Raw genomic sequence first — 16,136 nt, 5'->3', positions numbered from 1 at the left:
CCGTGACCACCACACCAGGAACCGAGATTCGCCAGCCCGAGGACCCCCTTGCCGCCCACCTGGCGGCAACGGTGATCGGGCAACACGATGCGGTCGATGCGGTGAGCCGAGCGGTGCGTATCGCACGCGCTGGCCTGGGCCACCACGACCGGCCTCTGTCGGTGCTGTTGTTCGCCGGCCCGACCGGTGTGGGCAAGACCTCGATGGTGCGGGCGCTGGCGGGCGCACTACGAGCAGGACCCGAAGACTACTGCCGGATCGACATGAGCGCGTTGGCTCAAGAGCACTATGCCGCGTCGTTTTCCGGTGCGCCCCCGGGATATTCCGGAAGTAAGGAGTCGACGACTCTGTTCGACAAGAGCAGGATCGAGGGCGATCCGTACACGCCGGGGATCGTGCTCTTCGATGAGGTCGAGAAAGCGCATCCGGTCGTGATCAGGGCCTTGCTCCATGTCCTCGACAACGGTGTGCTGCGGCTCAGTTCGGGGGCCGGGACCATCGAGTTCCGGAACTGTCACGTCATCTTGACCACCAACCTGGGAAGCCGCCGATCGGTGGCGCGCCGACCGTGGTGGAGGTGTCGTTCGCCCGACGATGCCATCGGGAAGGCGATCGAGAGCTTCTTCGACCCGGAGTTCCTTAATCGGATTGACGAGGTCGTCAGGTTTGCGGCGATCGACCGCGGCGCCGCGCAACAGATCGTTGATCTCGAGCTTGGCCGCATCACCCAGGTGCTCGCTAAACGGTACGTGCACATCGACTTCGACGACAGCCTCGTCGGTTACCTCGTCGAGCAAGGGTTCGATCCGCGGTATGGCGCACGGGCTTTGCGCAGATCGATACGCCGCCACCTACTGCCGGCGATTGCCGATGCCGTGGACGCGATTGCAGCGACACGTCGCGACCCCGGCGCTCTGCATGTGGTGGTTGACAGCGGCCAGACCATCGCATGCCGTCCATCACACCCCTGCCCCCCGACGACAGTGGGGCCGGAGCAGGCTGCACAGAAATTTTTGGTTACACCAATGGAAGGAAAATAATGTCTACCTCTGGACACGACCACGGCCACTCCCACGATGCCTGCGACAGTGAGTCTCTGGGACTGACTACCGATCTCTCCCGGATTGAAGCACTAGTGGGGGAGGGAGTCCACCGCATCGGCGATCACGAGGGCCCGTTCTCCTTGCACGTGCTGGGGATCGGAAAAACCGGCGCCAACGTCATCGAGAGCATGATCACATCACATTCCGGCAGCGGGGTAGCGGCTGGCACGGACGTCGCCTTTGATTCCCTGGCCATTGACATCGGAGACGCCGAACTGACCTCGGTCACCGAGGCGCTCGCCGCTGCCCCTGACCGCGTCAGCGGACAGACGGTGAACATTCCCGCGCTGGACAACGCGACCTTGTTCAACGGGTTGCGCCGGTACCGGGAGTTCCTCAAGACCGAGTACCCCCGCTATTACTGGAACCCCAACTACGAGCCTTGGTTGCCGAACGACCTCGACATCCCCGCAGCCGGTTCACATTTCCCGCGAGCGGTGTCCAAAGCTTTGTACGGTGTCGACTACTACACCGGCGGGGACGTTGCGGTAGCTCTGGATGGGTTCGCGGACAAGGTCCTCGACAGCAAAGACACCCCGATCGTGTGCGTGGTGTTCTCGCTCGCCGGCGGCACCGGCAGCGGCATCGTGGTGGAGCTCGCTCGCCACCTGTCCAATATCCGACTGGGCCGCAGGGCATTGGTGTTGGGCATCGGGGTCCTGCCGTCCGACGGTGACCCGGTCGAGCTCAGCGACGGCCGCACCTTCATCACGATCAACGAACTCGACTGCATGGTCGACGCAGACAAAAACAAGGGCGTCATGACGGTGTGGGGCGATCTGTACAAGAACCCCTTCACCGCAGGTTTTTTCGCTGTTCCGCAGAACGCTGTGTACGAGGAGACGGGCAGCGTCGAGCAAACTCACGCCCGGATCGATCAAGGCCTGAGCGATTTTGTGCTCCGCGATGGCGGGCTGCACTTGTATGAGTCCATCAAAGCGCTCAACTGGCTCAACGTCCCGGCCAACGCCTGGCACCCGGCCACCCGCGGCGACCAGACCGACAAGTGGATCAGCCTGCTCAGCGTCGGCGCCTCTGCGGGCAACCTGCTCAGCGCCCAGGAGCTGACCGACACGGTGGTGCCCGAGTTCGCGGAGGTCCGCCTCTTCGAGGCGCAGGCCGACGATTCTGCAGCATCGGATGCCGCGCAGGGTGTGACCTCTGTCGTCTCGACTCTCGTCGGTCCGACCGGACTCGGATTCGCCACATCCGGACCGGAGTCGGTGAGTCTGTACATTCCGCGACTGAGCAAGCTAGATCTGAAGTCCTTCGTCCCAAGCCGCGTGGCCTACGACAGCCTGGAATGGGAAGAGAAGCTGATGCGGCACTCCTGGCTGTTGGATCTGGGTGTGCTGCTCTGTGAACCCTCAACACGGTTCGAAGGTGTCGGCGGTGAATGTCTGCTCGGATGCGCGTGCTGGGTCGTTGTCCCGCACGCGGCGATTCGCGGCGAACTCGATCTCGTGGCCGGCTGACAGATGGCCAGACTGGACGGCGACAAGCTCGACTGGGACATGATCGTCGCCAAATACGGGGACGGGGCCGAAGTCGACTCGTTGCCGGGAGGGGCGAAGATCTCGGTCAGTGGCGTCGACGACGAGTACATCCACGTCACACATCGACTGTGGAAAGCCTCCCTCACCCGCTCGAACCTGGAGCGGGCGATCGACATGGTCAACGCAGGCACCATGACCCGCGTCGCCAACGAGTTCATCGACCAATACCGCACCACCATCGCCGACGAGCGTCCGACGGTGACCGCCACCGTCCTCAAAGACCTCGGCTACCTGGACTAGAGAGAAAGCGAGACACACCATGGCATTTTCGATGTACCACAGCGCCACCGGTAAACAATCCCCGCACTGCATCAACATCGTCGGCATCGGAAAGGCGGGAGCGCAGCTCATCGACGCGTTCTTGCGCACCGGCGAAATCGAAGACCTACTGGAAGATCCCCGAGCTCGATTCACCGCCTTGGCGGTGGACATCGGCGAAGGCGACATGCGCCAGCTGCGGCAGTACGCAGACTCCTTCCACTCACGCCTGGAGGAACGAGGCATTCCCGCCGAGCGCGCGCAAATACGCACGGTCAGCCTGGATGTTCCCACCGCCGACGAGCTAGCTGAGACCGTCAACCGGTTCCCCCAGTTCCTCGGCCGCGAGTTTCCGCGCTTTGACTGGAATGAGCCTGCGCCCGAGACCTTCTCGTGGCTGCCGTCCACGGCGCACCTGCCCACAGGTGAGAAGAACTACGTCGCCCAGCTCGAGGTTCCCTCCGCCGATGAGCACATCCCGCGTTCACTGGCCAAGGCCATTTACGGCCGGGCGTACTACGACGGGGACCGCCCGCTCTACACCGAGATCCGCGATTTCGCGGACAGCATCGACAAGACGGGGCTGCCGTCGATGGTCTTGGTGGCGTTCGGCATCGGCGGCGGCACCGGTAGCGGCATGGTCGTGGACCTGGCCCGGCACTTGACCAACGGAGCACTGGGCCGCCGGGTCCCGGTGATCGGCGCCGGTTTCCTGCCGTGCTCAGGCGATCCGCAATACCAGCGCGGCGCATCGGTGTACACCACGCTCAACGAAATCGATTGCATGCTCGACGAACGAAAGAACGACAAGATCACCGCGATCTGGGGTGACATGTACAAAAACCCCTTCAACGGTGGATTCCTGGCTCTGCCCCAGGAACAGTCGTGGGAACGGTTGTTCCGGTACACGACGATCAAAAAGGGTGTCCTGCCCGAGGTCCGCCACCAACAGGCCCTGCATGTCACGAACAAGTTCGTCGATGACTCGTTCGCCCGGTATGTGGTCCATGACTACGGCAGGGAGATCTTCCGTGTCCTTCGCGCGGGAGGCTTCACCGGGGCGCCGCACGAACGCATCAGCTTCGGTCCCCGGAACTTCACGATCTTCAACGTCGCCAAGTTGATGCACCCCGGCGTAGAGGTGCTCCCGGGCGAGCCGATGAGCAAGTGGCGGGCCGCGATCAGCGACTGGATCGGCTATATGCCCAAATGGATGGGCCTGCGGGAAGGATTCAAAACCGAATACATGGAAGCACATACCTATTCGGCACGAACCAAGTGGAATCCCACGCTCCAGCGCACACTCGAGGAAACCCTGGGCCAATACCTCCTTCCCGGCGAAGACGGATTCTTGCGGACCTCCGACCACGAGTTCTTCGACGAGCTGACCCTGTACACCAACATCATCATCCCGGGTGTTGCCAAAGCCGACCTCACCGCGTTCGCCGAGGCGAAGAAACTCTACGACGCCGTACCCACAGCCGAACGCATTGAACTGTCGTCCTGGTTGCTGGAACTGGGAATCGTTCTCTCCGAGCCCTCCGACCAGTTCGAAGGGATCATGGGACAAGCGTTGCCCGGATCGCCAGGGTGGAACACCCACCTCACCCTCGAAGAGTTCGGCAACGCCGACGCTGACCTACCCGCGACAGCGGTCGACTACACCACCGAGGTCATGACCGAGGTTGTCAAGACTGTGGTTCCCACACCCTGACCTACCTACCTACCTACCTACCGGTCGGTCGAGTTGCCAACGCCCGATGGCGATGGCAACTCGGTCCGCCGTTCTATCCGCTTCACCACCAATGATCGCCCCAGACCTTTGTGAAGACACACAACCTAGGAGATATCACGATGAGCACGGCTGCTGAACGTGGCGCACTGCCACAGACTTTGACCCAGGGGCTGACACTAGATACCCCGACGGTGTCGGCCATCAACGTGGCACTGGTGCTGACCATGACCACTGTCCTGGCCCTATTGGCCTACTACTTCCTGGGTTATGACCAGGGGGCGGTGTCGGTGTTCGGTAGCGACACCCACGTGCACGAGTTCGTCCACGATTCCCGTCACTTCCTCGGCTTCCCCTGCCACTGAACAGGAACCAGCACCATGGAATACAAGTTCATCCGCAGCGGCCTGCTCGCCGGACTGCTGGCAGGGATCGCCGCCTACATCTTCGCCCGCATCGTTCTCGAACCGTTGGTGAGGAAGGGAATCGACTACCAGGAGCAGCGTTCGCACGCTGAATCGGCCCTCACCGGTGAGCACGGACACGAGCATGAGGTGTTCAGCCGGTCGGTGCAGGAGAACATCGGTGCGGGGGTCGGTTCGATTGTCTTCGGGCTGGTGATGGGCGCCCTGTTCGCCGTTGCGTTCACCGTCGTGTGGGCCTACGTCGGCCGCCGACACCGAGGAGCCGACCCGCGGTTGGCGGCCGCACTGCTGGCAGCGACAGGATTCGTCGCGGTGTACCTCGTGCCCTTCGCTGCCTATCCTGCGAATCCGCCTGGTGTGGGAAACGACGAGACGATCGGGGAGCGCACCGGGGCGTATCTTACGATCACCCTGCTCTCGGTCGGGTTCGCCATCGCTGCAGCGGTGATCGGATTGTGGCTGGTGGGCAAACTCGGTGGGCTCCTGGCCGCGATCAGCGCCGGCGCGTTCTATGTGGTCGCGGTGGCAATCTCTATCGCGGTGCTGCCGTCCTACAACGACGTACCCACAGCACTCACTGACGGCGACGAGATTCTCTTTGATGGATTCCCTGCCGCCACCCTGGCTGATTTCCGGTTCTACTCCGTCATCAACCAAGTGGTCCTCTGGACGGTCCTGGGAATCGTGTTCACGCTCGCACTCACACGAATCGCACGACGCGCCAGCATCAGCACCCCGGAGTCGGCGTTGGTCAGCTAACCAGCTCACGCCAATACCCCTGGTGGGGGAAGTCCAGTCGAGCGACAGGCGCCCCCACCAGGCTTCGGGCGTTTGTCTCGATCCCGACTATTTCAGGTGGCGGCCCCCGTCGACCAAGTCATTCCAACGGCAGGCGAACACCGCTCCTGTGTCGACCGTCCAGTCCATCGAAGGGAATTCCCGTGCCGCATGAAGGGTGCGACTTCAAGCAAGAACAGTTCCAACACTGGCTCGATCGTGTCCGCGACACTCATGACGCTGTTCGGTTCACCGTCGGCCACCGCCTACACGGGGACTGGGAGCGCGCCGAGGCCGTATCAATCGAGGTAATCGTCAGGATGCTCACCAAACCCAAAGTGTTTCGCTACCAGGGATTGCCCTACTCGGGGCGCATCGGATCCGTCGCAGAATCAATCCTCGCCGCACCTGCTACAGACACGCCGCCAGAGCTACCGGACTGGCTCACACTCACCAGCTACCTCGAGCAGATGTCCCCACAACTGCGGCCGGTGCTCGTCGGAGCGTTCGTCGACGGACTCGACGACGAACACATCAGCGCCGAAGTCGGACTACCCACCGCGATCGTCCTCACGATGCGCAAAGAAGTCGAAAAGTACCTGGCCCAGTCAGCAGACGCCGGCACATAGTCGAACCCGACGACGGAAGTATAGAGTACGTGATTCGTCACGGGTGACGAAAGGCACCAGGTCGTCAACCGCGTACAAGTTCGCGGTACGTTTCGTCACTGGTTACGAAATATATTGCAGCGCAATTGGTTACGCCGATAAGATACCTTATGTAAGGTAGAAGCTCGAAAGTCCTGCAAGAGTGGCATATTCGATTGCCACTGTTGATAACAGTATGTCCGTGAGCAGATCCCGCGCCGACAAGAACCGCGCCCGCAAAGCACGGCTCGCCGCCGACGAACGTCGACGCGAAGAACACGCACGGTTGGTCCTCGAGCGCCACGCCGATCCGCACTACGTCCAACGAGACGTCGACCCGTCATCAGGCGATGTCACCCTGGCAATGTCTCCGGAGCATCCCCAGGCTGCGGAGATGGCCGGCGCCCTCGAAGCCCTGCGGCGCGACTTCGTGGACCGCTTCGGCCGCGAACCCGGACCGAGCGATCCGCTCCTGGCCGACCCAGATGCCGCCGTGCCGACCCCGCTGTCTGCGGATGCGTTCGACGCGATGCTCGATCGACTTGCCGAAGGCGTCGATGACCCGGTCATCAAGGCCAAAGTCCTCGCCAGCAAAGACGTCGGCTACATCCTGACCGAAGACACCCTGCATCTATTCAGTGCCTACGAGATCGACCTTTGGGAAGCAGCACTCGACCGGCACCTCGACGAGCGGTGACCATCGTGCGCGGCGGGCCATCCCATCCCCCAGTGGCAGGGGTGGACTTTTTCGACACGATTTGGCATATTCGAACGTATCGAAAAGTATTTCGGTTTGTTCGTATAGTGAGGTGGTCCGGCATGGCAACGCAAACCCAGGCGCTCGCTTCTGAGACGTTCCTGCCCGAGCATGCTGAGCAGCTTGCGCCGGTGCTGAGCTTCCTGCAAGCCCATGAACGGTCAGCGGGGACTACTGCACAGCCTTCATACGCCCTGGTCGGGGTCGACGAGCACGATCGAATTGAGCTGCCGGAGAACCTTCATCAGGTCCTCAAGCGGGTAGTTGAGGCAATGTCTCAAGGCCGAGCTGTCACCGTGGCGCCGCAGAGCATGACCCTCACGACGCAGCAGGCCGCCGACCTGCTGGGTGTAAGTCGGCCTACGATCGTCCGGTTGATCAACGACGAACAGATCGCTGCCGAGCGGGTCGGCAATCGGCATCGGCTGCTGCTTGACGACGTGCTTGCCTACCGGGATGCCCGTCGGACACGGCAATACGACGCCATCGCGGCGACGTCGGTGCCTATCGACGTCGAGGATGACCCAGAGGTGATCCGACGGCAGCTGCGCGAGGCCCGTAAAGCAGTCGCAGCACGTCGCAAGACAGCGGAAAAAGCTGGCTGACACAATCGACCTATGTTCGTAGCCGTTCTCGACACCTGCGTACTGTGGCCGAGCCTACAACGAGACGTCCTGCTCTCACTCGCAGCCGAGAACCTATATCGCCCCCTATGGTCGGACGCCATCCTTGAAGAACTCGAGTTCCACGAGGCGCGCAAACTCGTTGACCGAGGCGCCGATCCGGAAGACGCCGCGGCACGAGCAGCGCACCTCGTAGCGCAGATGGCAGCCGCGTTCGACGATGCCTGTGTCGTTGGCTGGGAGGTGCTCGACGGTTCATTTAACCTCCCGGATCCAGACGATGAGCACCTTGTAGCCGCAGCTGTCATCGGTGGTGCAGAAGCGATTGTGTCCGACAACATCTCAGACCTCCCCCAGGGGAAAGTGCCCGCTCAGATTCAGGTGATCGAACCAGCGGTGTTCGTAGCTGACACGGTAGCGGTCTCGCCCGATGCTGCGGTCCGCGCGCTGCGGACAATGATTGGCCGACGCACCAATCCTCCCGAAACACTCGAGCACGTACTCGAAGTACTAGAGCGGCGATACGGCATGATCGACGCCGTCGAGATGATCCGAGCCGCCGCGAGCTAGATCCAACGAAACACGTTGGCGGACAACCAATAATAGATATTATGTCAAGTAGCGCCAAACGAAACGTCAGGTAATGCTCGACAATGGTCTGTTGGTTTGCGACACTGAGATCATGTCCAGCTCTCGACTCCTTGAGGTCATCGACGCCTGGCGGGTGGCCGACCAGCGAACTGACGCTGAAGCGGCTCGCCGCATCGGGATCTCGCGTGCCACATTGAGTTTGATGCGCACGAACGGAGTTAGAGCGCTTCCGAACAGAACCACCCTGGACGGTATCGCCGCGACTACCGGCACGCCGTACACGACGGTCCTAGGTGCTGCGTTGCAAGACGCCGGCTACCTCGATCACCGGTTCATCATGATTCCCGCCGACGAGACTTCGCCGGAGCGCACATGAGCACCACACCAGCTGACCTGGATCAGCAACTCGCCGCGATCCGTGAGCAGCTCACTGAGGTGCGACGCGCAGCGATCGAGCTTTCACGTGACTACCGGCGCTTGCCGATTGGACAACTCGGTGTGGACACGCTGGGTGATCCACTGACGCCCAGTGTGGCTCTGAGCAATGCCTGTGACGGGCTAGACGGTTTCATCGGAGCCCTTGCCCTGGCCGACGACGCCGCCAGTATTGCCCAGACCTACACCACACGACTGCAGTGATGAACAGCGATTTCGATCCGGAGTTCGTCGAACTGATCGACGCTGTCGGGGAACGCCGCGCGCAGGCGCTGATCGCTGCCGCCGTCGCGGTGGCAGCCGACATCCGAGCTGATGCCGACGAGCTAGGAACCGATCCGGTAGATCGCCAGCGACTCAGAGTACTCAGTCTGCTTCCATCAATCACGTTCGAGCAGAGTCGATTCTGGCGGTACCAACTGGCCGAGTGCGCTGACCGTCTGGCCCAGGACACCCTGCGGTGGGGAGCGCCGGTCCCCCGCTGCACAGGTGAAGAAATGGTGCTGCATCTGATCGTCGGCCGAGCCGCGGCCGCCGATACCGGGCTGCCGGCCACGCAAGCGATGGTCTGGTCAGGCAATCCTGATGACCCTGACACCTGGGGCGACCTGTCCGTGGATCTTTTTCAGGACCACGATGTGCTCACCCTCTACGACGTGCCCGCCGAGGCTGTCACGGAGCTGGTCGGCGGCGTTAACCTAGCCCCGGCCGAATGGTTCACCGAGTTCAGCACCCCGTATCCACTGCCCGATCGTCCATGATCGACGTCCCGACATCGGGGTCAGGCAGGCATCAGCCGCATCCGTATCAGTCACGCCCAGGCGGCGCCGGTCGGTGCGAATGACGAAATGCGGTCTGTTGATTGAAGTCAACGCGGTGGTGGTGATGCCACCATGCTCCGGCTCCAATCAGTGGCACTACCCAGACAGCCAATAGCCACAACCACGAGTGCGGCACTCTTCTTTGCGCATTGAGGATGGTAGCGGTGGCGCCCATTGCGGCAGCGGTCCACGTTGAGATCCCAAGTAGCAACACGAACACCAGCGTCATAGCCATGAGAATGGGGGTGTTCAACGGTACTTTCGCAGGTATCGGTGTGGGTGCACTCGGACAGACCGGCCTCCGCCACGATGTCCACCTGGCCAGAATAACGGTCTACCGTCTGGAGAACATGGATCGCGGCAAGCAGACTGACGCGCGCTCCATTCCAGTTCGACCGCAGGGGTGCGGTATCTCGACGCGATAGGCTTCCGGCGCGACCGGCCCCTGGTCAAACTGGAGGGGGGTCAGACCCAGGCTCAACCGGAGTCGTGGGGGTCAATGCCTTGTAGAAGGAGAATGCTGGCGAAGTTGCCGTGGGTACGGTCCAGTTGTGTCCAAGTAAGGGCGGCAACCCCTGGCCGTTCTCCACACGACGAAGCCGCGGGCACCATAGAAGGCACGAAGCTGGTCCGTCTACGTGGCACAGCTCCATCCTCCTATAAAAGGCGGAACTAAACCTGGGGTACTTCAGTCAGGTTCGTGCGCGGAGGAAGCCGTCGGCGAGCTTGAGCCCGAGTTCGTTGCCAACGGTCAGGAATGCGCGCCCGGTTTCCTCGAAGATCACTCCGGCTGCGCCAGCGAAGCCCAGTTCGCGCAGATATTCGCCGGTCTCGTCGGTCGAACTCCAGTCGATCTCCGAGGCCTGCTCCCCCGCATAGAGAACAACTTGCGCTGCCGCGACACTCAGCGTGAGTACGGCGGTCGCTTTCGCAGGGCCTCGGGCGATCTCGCCGGCCGCGTCGACGACCAGGGAGCCAAATTCGAATGCGGCCTGTCGGTACTCACCGATAGCCATGTGGCCGCCAATCTTGGTGATGCTCGAGGCGATCGACCCATCCAGGAAGACGTCGTTGCCCAGAAGTGTCCCGACCAGGGTCGCGGTGTTACTAAGAAATGAGTAAGCCTGCGAACTGAGTACTATCGACAGAATTTGCTCGATCTCGGTGATCTTGTAGCTGATCGTTGGGTCGGTGGGATCGATCGGCGGCTCTTCGGGGGGCGGGACTGCGGTGAAAGTCCACGATGCCGGGGCAGAGTCGGGATAGAAGTAGTAATTATCGACATGCCCGGTTGCGTACGCGTAAATCGCGTTGTCATAGTTTGCGTTCCCGGTCGGCATTGCCCCCGGCAGGTCAATGTTACGGATGTCTTGTGTCAGCTCGGGAAAACCCAGCACCTGGGTGGTGATGACGTTGATACGTCCGTCGTCGCCCCTGGGTGACTGCACCGTGATGACGTCGTACGCCAACGCACTAGGTTTGGCAATTTCGACAGTGGTACCTGGGTTGAGGGTGATGTGTTCGGAAGTTTGAACACCGCCCACATTGCTGTAAATGGTCACCAACACCGGCGTCATCGCAGAGTTTGTGTAGTAGATTTTCCCGCCGGGATCGTTGTAGTCGGGATCATAAAAGCCGTCCGCGTAGCCGAGCTCTCGCTCGAGGTCGCCGGAACGGTAGCCCAGAAACGCCACGTCGGTGACCGCGTACATCCAGTCGATGTTGAGGAAGTCATTGCCGCTCCATTGGGCAAGTGGAACGTCGTCGAGGGTGAAATAGCGGTCCAGCGGATCGCCCTCAGACGCAGACGTCCAGGTCGATTCGTTGAGCCAGAGCGCGAAGTAGTTTTGGTCGGAGCGGATGACGTTGTCGGTATTGGTCGAGTCGCCGCGAGGGTCGTCGGAATACCCTGGCTCACCCGGCAGCGGCAGATCGATGTAACCCGGGAACTGCGACAGCCACTCCCACTCATCGACTATCTCGGCGCTCTCGATCGCCAGCGCAAGCGTGGACACCTGACTCTGGACGGCTGGGCTGGTGCCGCCAGACTGTTGTTCTGTTGGTGCCAAAGCTCGTGTCAGAAACCTCGATATCGTGGGGTCGTCCAAGGCGGCGTCGGCGGCCTCGTAGTCCCAGGCGTGCTTGCCCAACGAGAGTTCGGCAATGACGGACTTGGGGACGAAGAAGCTCTCTCCAGGCCTGATCAGGGCTAGAAGATCCTGTCCGTCGCCGCGGCTTCGCCGGTTCAGCACTGCCGCCGCCATGACGCCTTGATTGAGTAGAATCAGGCCCTCTCCACCGGAACCGTTGGTCAGCCGATAGAAGATATCTGGCAGGACAGATCCGCCGAATATAGCGGCGGGAGTGAACGCAGACGGCGGCCCGCTCGGCGTGGTCCCGGAAGACGGGTCGTCGGACTCAGACGCCATCGGCGTGGCCGAATCGCCACGCAGCGGCAGCAGGGCGCCCTCGTCGTTGCGAGTACGAGGGGAGGCAGTACCTGCGTTATCGCCAGTAGGCGCCGGAGATGTAGTCGACGTGTCGGCGACCACGCGTGGCGGGACCCAGGATTGATCCCGCGGCGTCGCGGGTTCACTGACCGTTGGACCTGACTCAGCAGGCCGGACTGGTGTTGAGGGGTCCAGCGATGGCTCGCCATCTGGTCCTGGCTCAGCGGGATCCTCGACGGGAGCGCCTGAGTTGCCGCGAGGGGTTTCTGGGCTGCCGATCGCCGGCTCCTCACCAGCTTCTGGCGATGTGGACTCACCGCCCCCCGGCTCCGATTCTGCGCTGCTGTCCTCGATTCCGACACCATCAGTAGCCGGATCATCATCTTCGCTCGACGAGACGCCGGCCGAGGATGATTCTGATGTGGACGATGTCGGGCTGGTGGCGCCGCCCGCGGTCGCTGGACTTGTCGAAATCGGAGTGAAGGAACTGTCATCGGCCGCAGCGATTGCGACTGGTCCCACGGCGAGTACAGCAGCTGCCAAGCCCGACGAAGCGATGATGCGTTTGGTGAGACCGAACCGCTTGATCGATGACCTTGTCACTTCATCTCTTTTCATGTCCGCCGTTGATAACCACAGGGTGTAGCTCGGTTCAGAACAGAGGACATTCAACAGTCGAAAGCCACAGCCAGTGTGCTCCAGGGGAGCTACAAACTAGTAGCTTGCACAGGTCCGTCGAAACCGGTCGAATCGTACATTTGGTAGCGCAATCCTGGCAACGGGAAGGGCACGAATTGAACTGAACGGGTGAACGTTTCAAAGAGCCACTTGTCGTACAAAGGGACTACAGCTCGCCGACCTCGGTCGAGTGTGCGCGCCGATTGTGACACTCTAGGCCTGGCCTGGTGATCAGTGCGCCCGATCCCGCCGGACCGGGCACTGCTGAACCAGCAAGTTGCGTGAACCTGAGCGGATCTTCGAGCGTGGTCCTACTGCGGATTGTCCGGACAGGCGATCAGCGTGGGCGTACTTGCACACCTCACTCGTTGGACGATTGGAATCGACCTCGCCGCCACCCCTGCGACGCGGCAGTGGTCGTATAATCATTGCTTATGGTGGAGAAATTAGTTACCGAGTATTTTGATGATCTTGACGGTCAATTGCTCGATGCTGATTACCTCCACACGTTGACGTGGTCCTGGCTCGGAGTGAATTATCAATTCGATACCAGCACTGCCAATCTCGCGAAAATCGACAATGGGCAGGTATCGGTGGCGACGCTGCTGACAGCGTCGACACGAATAACTGACGTGCATCTGTCGTCCTCCGCCAACGCGGCCATCCGCAGTTGGGCACGCGAGCACGGCCATCCGATCGGCAATCGGGGACGCATCTCCGCCGAGATCGTCTCGGCATACAACTGCGACGTTGACCAGGTGGCATCCATCCCGGCCCCACACACGTGAGAACCGCGGGCCGGACGGATTAAACTCTGGCGCCGCGCAGCATCGGCGGGCGGCGGGGTTGGTGGCGCAGCGACCAACACATGAATGCCGGCCATCACCGTGCTAAGAAGGGTGTACGCCTATGCCGGTGCGGTGAGATCGGCGTCATCGGCGAAGGCCAGCCACCCGTCGTCGAGCAGGATGGCGAACCGTTTCGGGCGAATCGGTCGCCCGTCACCGAGATCTGTCGACGCATCAGGTAACTCGCCGAAATCGTCGGCGATGGTGCCGTACCGTACCCGCTGCCCGGCAGAACTGGCGATCCCCACCCTGTCCCCGATCGACCACGGGGGCGTGGGTTCGTCGGTGCTGCCGGTGTCTGTGGTCATCGGTTCATTGAACCAGGCGCATTGTTGTTCTGGCCCTGCCGTCGCCGTCTTCGACGGCGCGCACGCGCACCAGTGTCGGCAACCATCTCCCCCGCCGGCGTGTGAATCAGCGAGCATTATGGCTGTATAGGCCCGTGGCAGACTGTGATGGTCATTTTTCGTCGTGAGTGATCGCACGCACGGTCGATCGAAAGGAACAGTGGTGTCACTCATTGGCGACGGGAATGGTGGGCAGTCGGCGAACAATAGGGGCAGTGTGCCTCTCTTATCAGTGACCACGGTCCGCCACGACGACGTGGTCGTGGTGAGCGTGACCGGCAGCCTCGACGCCTTGACCGCACCGCATCTTGATGCCGCTGTCCACAACGCGGTCGCAACGAGGCCGGGCGGGCTGATCATTGATCTGACCGACACCGACTTTCTCGCATCGGCGGGGATGTCCGCGTTGATCAACGCCCAGCACGCGGCCGAAGAGCATGGCGGCTCCTTCGCGGTCGTTGCAGACGGTCCCGCCACGTCCCGGCCCCTCACACTCGTCGGCCTGGACCGCGTCTTCCCGATCTACCCCACCCTGGCCGGCGGCCTCTCGGCGTTGACCTGAACGGATCGCTTCCACACCGAACTGGCCGCCGCGCATTAACGATTACCGACCTGACCGGGACAGGACGTCCGCAACGGTGAACTCTGCGGACGCAGCGATCAGCAGGTCGATGGCGCGGCGCTCGTTGGCTCGCTGCTGGCGTAGCGCAGCGTTTTTGGCGGCGCGGTCCGCCTCGGCGGCGGGGTCGCTTAAGGCCACCAGTGTTTCGTGGGTGGTGATCCAGCGTCGCACCGTCGCTTCGGACACTCCCAGCATCGCGCCCACGTAACGGCGGGCACCAACCTGCGAGCCGCCGCGGGCGGCCAGCCGAGCGGTGTACATGCCGATCGCTCGTTCCCGAGTGGACTGGTCCGAGTACCTGCGCATCGCCACATTCTGCTCGATCATTGCTCGCCGGTGCTCGCGTGCGCCGGTACCGATGAAGCCCGGCCGACGATAGGTCGGGTGACAGAAACGCGGCGAACGGCGTCCACCATGTGTCGTCTCGACACTGTTCGTAGAGCCGCGGGTGAGGTCGTGGGCATCGGTCTTTGCCCCCGAGCGCGGCCGGGGAGGCCTTCGGTCGACATCGAATGACGCCGAGGAACGCCGCAGCGGGGCGATCTGGGGGTTCCCCGCCGCACCATGGCCATCTCCTCGAGACCTTCTCAGCGTTACCGAACCTCCGGTGCCGCAGTAGCCTCGCCCGAGAGGCCGACCACCAGAGTCTGCGACACACGGCGGAGGGCAGGTGGGTACTTGAGGTTTATGCGTGTGGGGGTGGCGCTACAGTCGACGAGTTAAAACCCGCAGACCACGAGGTAGAGAGAACGCATGGCCACCGATTACGACGCGCCCCGCTCAGTTCCCGACGCCCCCGAGGCCGACTCGCTCGAGGACCTCACTTCCCGGCGCGCAGAGGCCGCCATCGTTGACGACCAGGGCGAGGAAGACGCTGACTCGTTCGAGCTGCCCGGTGCAGATCTGTCCGGTGAAGAACTCACCGTCCGGGTCATTCCTAAAAGGAACGACGAGTTCACCTGCACTAGTTGCTTTCTCGTACAGCACCGCAGCCAACTCGCCCGCCAGCAGGGCCACGAGCTGCTGTGCCGCGACTGCGCGGACTAACCATCGCCGCGCCTGCAGGAGTAGAAACCTGCTCCCGCAGCAGGTCGAATTCAAACAATCGAGGCCTTGTTACAGTCAGTACTCATGGTGCAACTAATCTCCATGGCGTACACAGACGACCTCGACGGCGCCACTCTAGAACCTGACGACGTCCGTTCGATCGAGTGGTCGTGGCTCGGCGTCACCTACGAATTGGACACCAGCGCAGCCCATCTCGACGCCATCGAGAACGGAGAAGTTTCTGTCGCCCGGCTGCTGCAGGCATCGACCCGCACCGGCGGGCGCCGCAAACGTTTCCCTGCCGCCGAACGCGGTACGGCGCCCGAACCTAAGCCTGCCGCGCCCAGCGGGCAGGAACGGAACCGCGCCATTCGTGAATGGGCCCTGGCCGAGGGGTACGAAGTCAGTCCCCGCGGCCG

General features: G+C 62.1%; 20 protein-coding genes. 17 read left to right on the top strand and 3 right to left on the bottom strand.

Annotation, left to right across the window (positions count from 1 at the left end):
• The first annotated feature begins 2 nt into the window (after positions 1 to 2).
• From BFL43_RS03905 to BFL43_RS03845, 13 genes are all read left to right on the top strand, one after another.
• The gene (locus tag BFL43_RS03905) at positions 3 to 1,040 is read left to right on the top strand and encodes an AAA family ATPase (protein WP_240498046.1); all 1,038 of its coding nucleotides are present in this window, start codon (positions 3 to 5) and stop codon (positions 1,038 to 1,040) included.
• Positions 1,040 to 2,578 (top strand): tubulin-like doman-containing protein, encoded by a 1,539-nt coding sequence (locus tag BFL43_RS03900; RefSeq protein WP_084890960.1) that lies wholly within the window; start codon positions 1,040 to 1,042, stop codon positions 2,576 to 2,578. The genes BFL43_RS03905 and BFL43_RS03900 overlap by 1 nt, the downstream gene beginning before the upstream one ends.
• 3 nt (positions 2,579 to 2,581) lie before the next feature.
• Positions 2,582 to 2,899: a hypothetical protein gene (locus BFL43_RS03895; RefSeq protein WP_084890958.1), complete on the top strand. Its 318-nt coding sequence runs from the start codon at positions 2,582 to 2,584 to the stop codon at positions 2,897 to 2,899.
• A gap of 19 nt (positions 2,900 to 2,918) precedes the next feature.
• The gene (locus BFL43_RS03890; RefSeq protein ID WP_084890956.1) at positions 2,919 to 4,631 is read left to right on the top strand and encodes a hypothetical protein; all 1,713 of its coding nucleotides are present in this window, start codon (positions 2,919 to 2,921) and stop codon (positions 4,629 to 4,631) included.
• Positions 4,632 to 4,771: 140 nt separating this feature from the next.
• The gene (locus tag BFL43_RS03885; RefSeq protein WP_084890994.1) at positions 4,772 to 5,014 is read left to right on the top strand and encodes a CbtB-domain containing protein; all 243 of its coding nucleotides are present in this window, start codon (positions 4,772 to 4,774) and stop codon (positions 5,012 to 5,014) included.
• Between the two features lie 15 nt (positions 5,015 to 5,029).
• Positions 5,030 to 5,833, top strand: coding sequence for a CbtA family protein (locus tag BFL43_RS03880; RefSeq protein ID WP_084890954.1), 804 nt, complete (start codon positions 5,030 to 5,032; stop codon positions 5,831 to 5,833).
• Positions 5,834 to 6,015: 182 nt separating this feature from the next.
• Positions 6,016 to 6,480: a hypothetical protein gene (locus BFL43_RS03875; protein ID WP_084890952.1), complete on the top strand. Its 465-nt coding sequence runs from the start codon at positions 6,016 to 6,018 to the stop codon at positions 6,478 to 6,480.
• A 220-nt stretch (positions 6,481 to 6,700) separates the two neighbouring features.
• Positions 6,701 to 7,195, top strand: coding sequence for a hypothetical protein (locus tag BFL43_RS03870; RefSeq protein WP_143695075.1), 495 nt, complete (start codon positions 6,701 to 6,703; stop codon positions 7,193 to 7,195).
• Positions 7,196 to 7,317: 122 nt separating this feature from the next.
• Positions 7,318 to 7,860, top strand: coding sequence for a helix-turn-helix domain-containing protein (locus BFL43_RS03865; RefSeq protein WP_084890992.1), 543 nt, complete (start codon positions 7,318 to 7,320; stop codon positions 7,858 to 7,860).
• A gap of 12 nt (positions 7,861 to 7,872) precedes the next feature.
• On the top strand, positions 7,873 to 8,448 hold the full coding sequence (locus tag BFL43_RS03860; RefSeq protein WP_084890948.1) for a PIN domain-containing protein: 576 nt from the start codon (positions 7,873 to 7,875) through the stop codon (positions 8,446 to 8,448).
• 112 nt (positions 8,449 to 8,560) lie between these two features.
• The gene (locus BFL43_RS03855; RefSeq protein ID WP_084890990.1) at positions 8,561 to 8,845 is read left to right on the top strand and encodes a hypothetical protein; all 285 of its coding nucleotides are present in this window, start codon (positions 8,561 to 8,563) and stop codon (positions 8,843 to 8,845) included.
• Positions 8,842 to 9,108, top strand: coding sequence for a hypothetical protein (locus BFL43_RS03850; protein ID WP_084890946.1), 267 nt, complete (start codon positions 8,842 to 8,844; stop codon positions 9,106 to 9,108). The genes BFL43_RS03855 and BFL43_RS03850 overlap by 4 nt, the downstream gene beginning before the upstream one ends.
• Positions 9,108 to 9,665, top strand: coding sequence for a hypothetical protein (locus BFL43_RS03845; protein ID WP_084890944.1), 558 nt, complete (start codon positions 9,108 to 9,110; stop codon positions 9,663 to 9,665). Before BFL43_RS03850 ends, BFL43_RS03845 begins: the two co-directional genes overlap by 1 nt.
• A gap of 752 nt (positions 9,666 to 10,417) precedes the next feature.
• On the opposite strand, the gene BFL43_RS03840 is transcribed toward BFL43_RS03845, so the two are convergent.
• Positions 10,418 to 12,277: a hypothetical protein gene (locus BFL43_RS03840; RefSeq protein WP_143695072.1), complete on the bottom strand. Its 1,860-nt coding sequence runs from the start codon at positions 12,275 to 12,277 to the stop codon at positions 10,418 to 10,420.
• A gap of 1,010 nt (positions 12,278 to 13,287) precedes the next feature.
• On the opposite strand from BFL43_RS03840, the gene BFL43_RS03830 reads away from it, so the two are divergent.
• Positions 13,288 to 13,641 (top strand): Lsr2 family protein, encoded by a 354-nt coding sequence (locus tag BFL43_RS03830; RefSeq protein WP_084890938.1) that lies wholly within the window; start codon positions 13,288 to 13,290, stop codon positions 13,639 to 13,641.
• A gap of 119 nt (positions 13,642 to 13,760) precedes the next feature.
• Here the strand turns inward: BFL43_RS03830 and BFL43_RS03825 are convergent, their stop codons facing one another.
• Positions 13,761 to 14,009: a hypothetical protein gene (locus tag BFL43_RS03825; RefSeq protein ID WP_084890936.1), complete on the bottom strand. Its 249-nt coding sequence runs from the start codon at positions 14,007 to 14,009 to the stop codon at positions 13,761 to 13,763.
• Positions 14,010 to 14,280: 271 nt separating this feature from the next.
• Here BFL43_RS03825 and BFL43_RS03820 point away from each other — a divergent pair, with 271 nt between their 5' ends.
• A complete protein-coding gene (locus tag BFL43_RS03820) occupies positions 14,281 to 14,610 on the top strand; it encodes an STAS domain-containing protein (protein ID WP_084890934.1) in 330 nt (109 codons plus the stop codon).
• A gap of 42 nt (positions 14,611 to 14,652) precedes the next feature.
• On the opposite strand, the gene BFL43_RS03815 is transcribed toward BFL43_RS03820, so the two are convergent.
• Entirely contained in the window at positions 14,653 to 14,997 is a 345-nt protein-coding gene (locus BFL43_RS03815; RefSeq protein WP_084890617.1) for a hypothetical protein, read from the bottom strand.
• Between the two features lie 426 nt (positions 14,998 to 15,423).
• Between BFL43_RS03815 and BFL43_RS03810 the strand changes: the two genes are divergently transcribed.
• Together BFL43_RS03810 and BFL43_RS03805 are read left to right on the top strand one after the other, a co-directional pair.
• On the top strand, positions 15,424 to 15,717 hold the full coding sequence (locus BFL43_RS03810; RefSeq protein WP_084890619.1) for a DUF4193 domain-containing protein: 294 nt from the start codon (positions 15,424 to 15,426) through the stop codon (positions 15,715 to 15,717).
• A gap of 84 nt (positions 15,718 to 15,801) precedes the next feature.
• Positions 15,802 to 16,136 (top strand): histone-like nucleoid-structuring protein Lsr2 (locus BFL43_RS03805; RefSeq protein WP_084890931.1); only part of this gene is annotated, 335 nt, incomplete at its 3' end.

It is taken from the genome of Williamsia sp. 1135 (assembly GCF_002095395.1).
In the GTDB taxonomy this organism is placed as follows: Bacteria; Actinomycetota; Actinomycetes; order Mycobacteriales; family Mycobacteriaceae; genus Williamsia.
This window is presented reverse-complemented; position numbering and strand designations above follow the sequence as displayed.

Coding starts and splice junctions, on each gene's coding strand:
- BFL43_RS03830 (WP_084890938.1), top strand. CDS start 13,288: ATGGTGGAGAAATTAGTTACCGAGTATTTTGATGATCTTGACGGTCAA.
- BFL43_RS03825 (WP_084890936.1), bottom strand. CDS start 14,009: ATGACCACAGACACCGGCAGCACCGACGAACCCACGCCCCCGTGGTCG.
- BFL43_RS03810 (WP_084890619.1), top strand. CDS start 15,424: ATGGCCACCGATTACGACGCGCCCCGCTCAGTTCCCGACGCCCCCGAG.
- BFL43_RS03855 (WP_084890990.1), top strand. CDS start 8,561: ATGTCCAGCTCTCGACTCCTTGAGGTCATCGACGCCTGGCGGGTGGCC.
- BFL43_RS03885 (WP_084890994.1), top strand. CDS start 4,772: ATGAGCACGGCTGCTGAACGTGGCGCACTGCCACAGACTTTGACCCAG.
- BFL43_RS03890 (WP_084890956.1), top strand. CDS start 2,919: ATGGCATTTTCGATGTACCACAGCGCCACCGGTAAACAATCCCCGCAC.
- BFL43_RS03880 (WP_084890954.1), top strand. CDS start 5,030: ATGGAATACAAGTTCATCCGCAGCGGCCTGCTCGCCGGACTGCTGGCA.
- BFL43_RS03845 (WP_084890944.1), top strand. CDS start 9,108: ATGAACAGCGATTTCGATCCGGAGTTCGTCGAACTGATCGACGCTGTC.
- BFL43_RS03850 (WP_084890946.1), top strand. CDS start 8,842: ATGAGCACCACACCAGCTGACCTGGATCAGCAACTCGCCGCGATCCGT.
- BFL43_RS03895 (WP_084890958.1), top strand. CDS start 2,582: ATGGCCAGACTGGACGGCGACAAGCTCGACTGGGACATGATCGTCGCC.
- BFL43_RS03815 (WP_084890617.1), bottom strand. CDS start 14,997: ATGATCGAGCAGAATGTGGCGATGCGCAGGTACTCGGACCAGTCCACT.
- BFL43_RS03900 (WP_084890960.1), top strand. CDS start 1,040: ATGTCTACCTCTGGACACGACCACGGCCACTCCCACGATGCCTGCGAC.
- BFL43_RS03865 (WP_084890992.1), top strand. CDS start 7,318: ATGGCAACGCAAACCCAGGCGCTCGCTTCTGAGACGTTCCTGCCCGAG.
- BFL43_RS03860 (WP_084890948.1), top strand. CDS start 7,873: ATGTTCGTAGCCGTTCTCGACACCTGCGTACTGTGGCCGAGCCTACAA.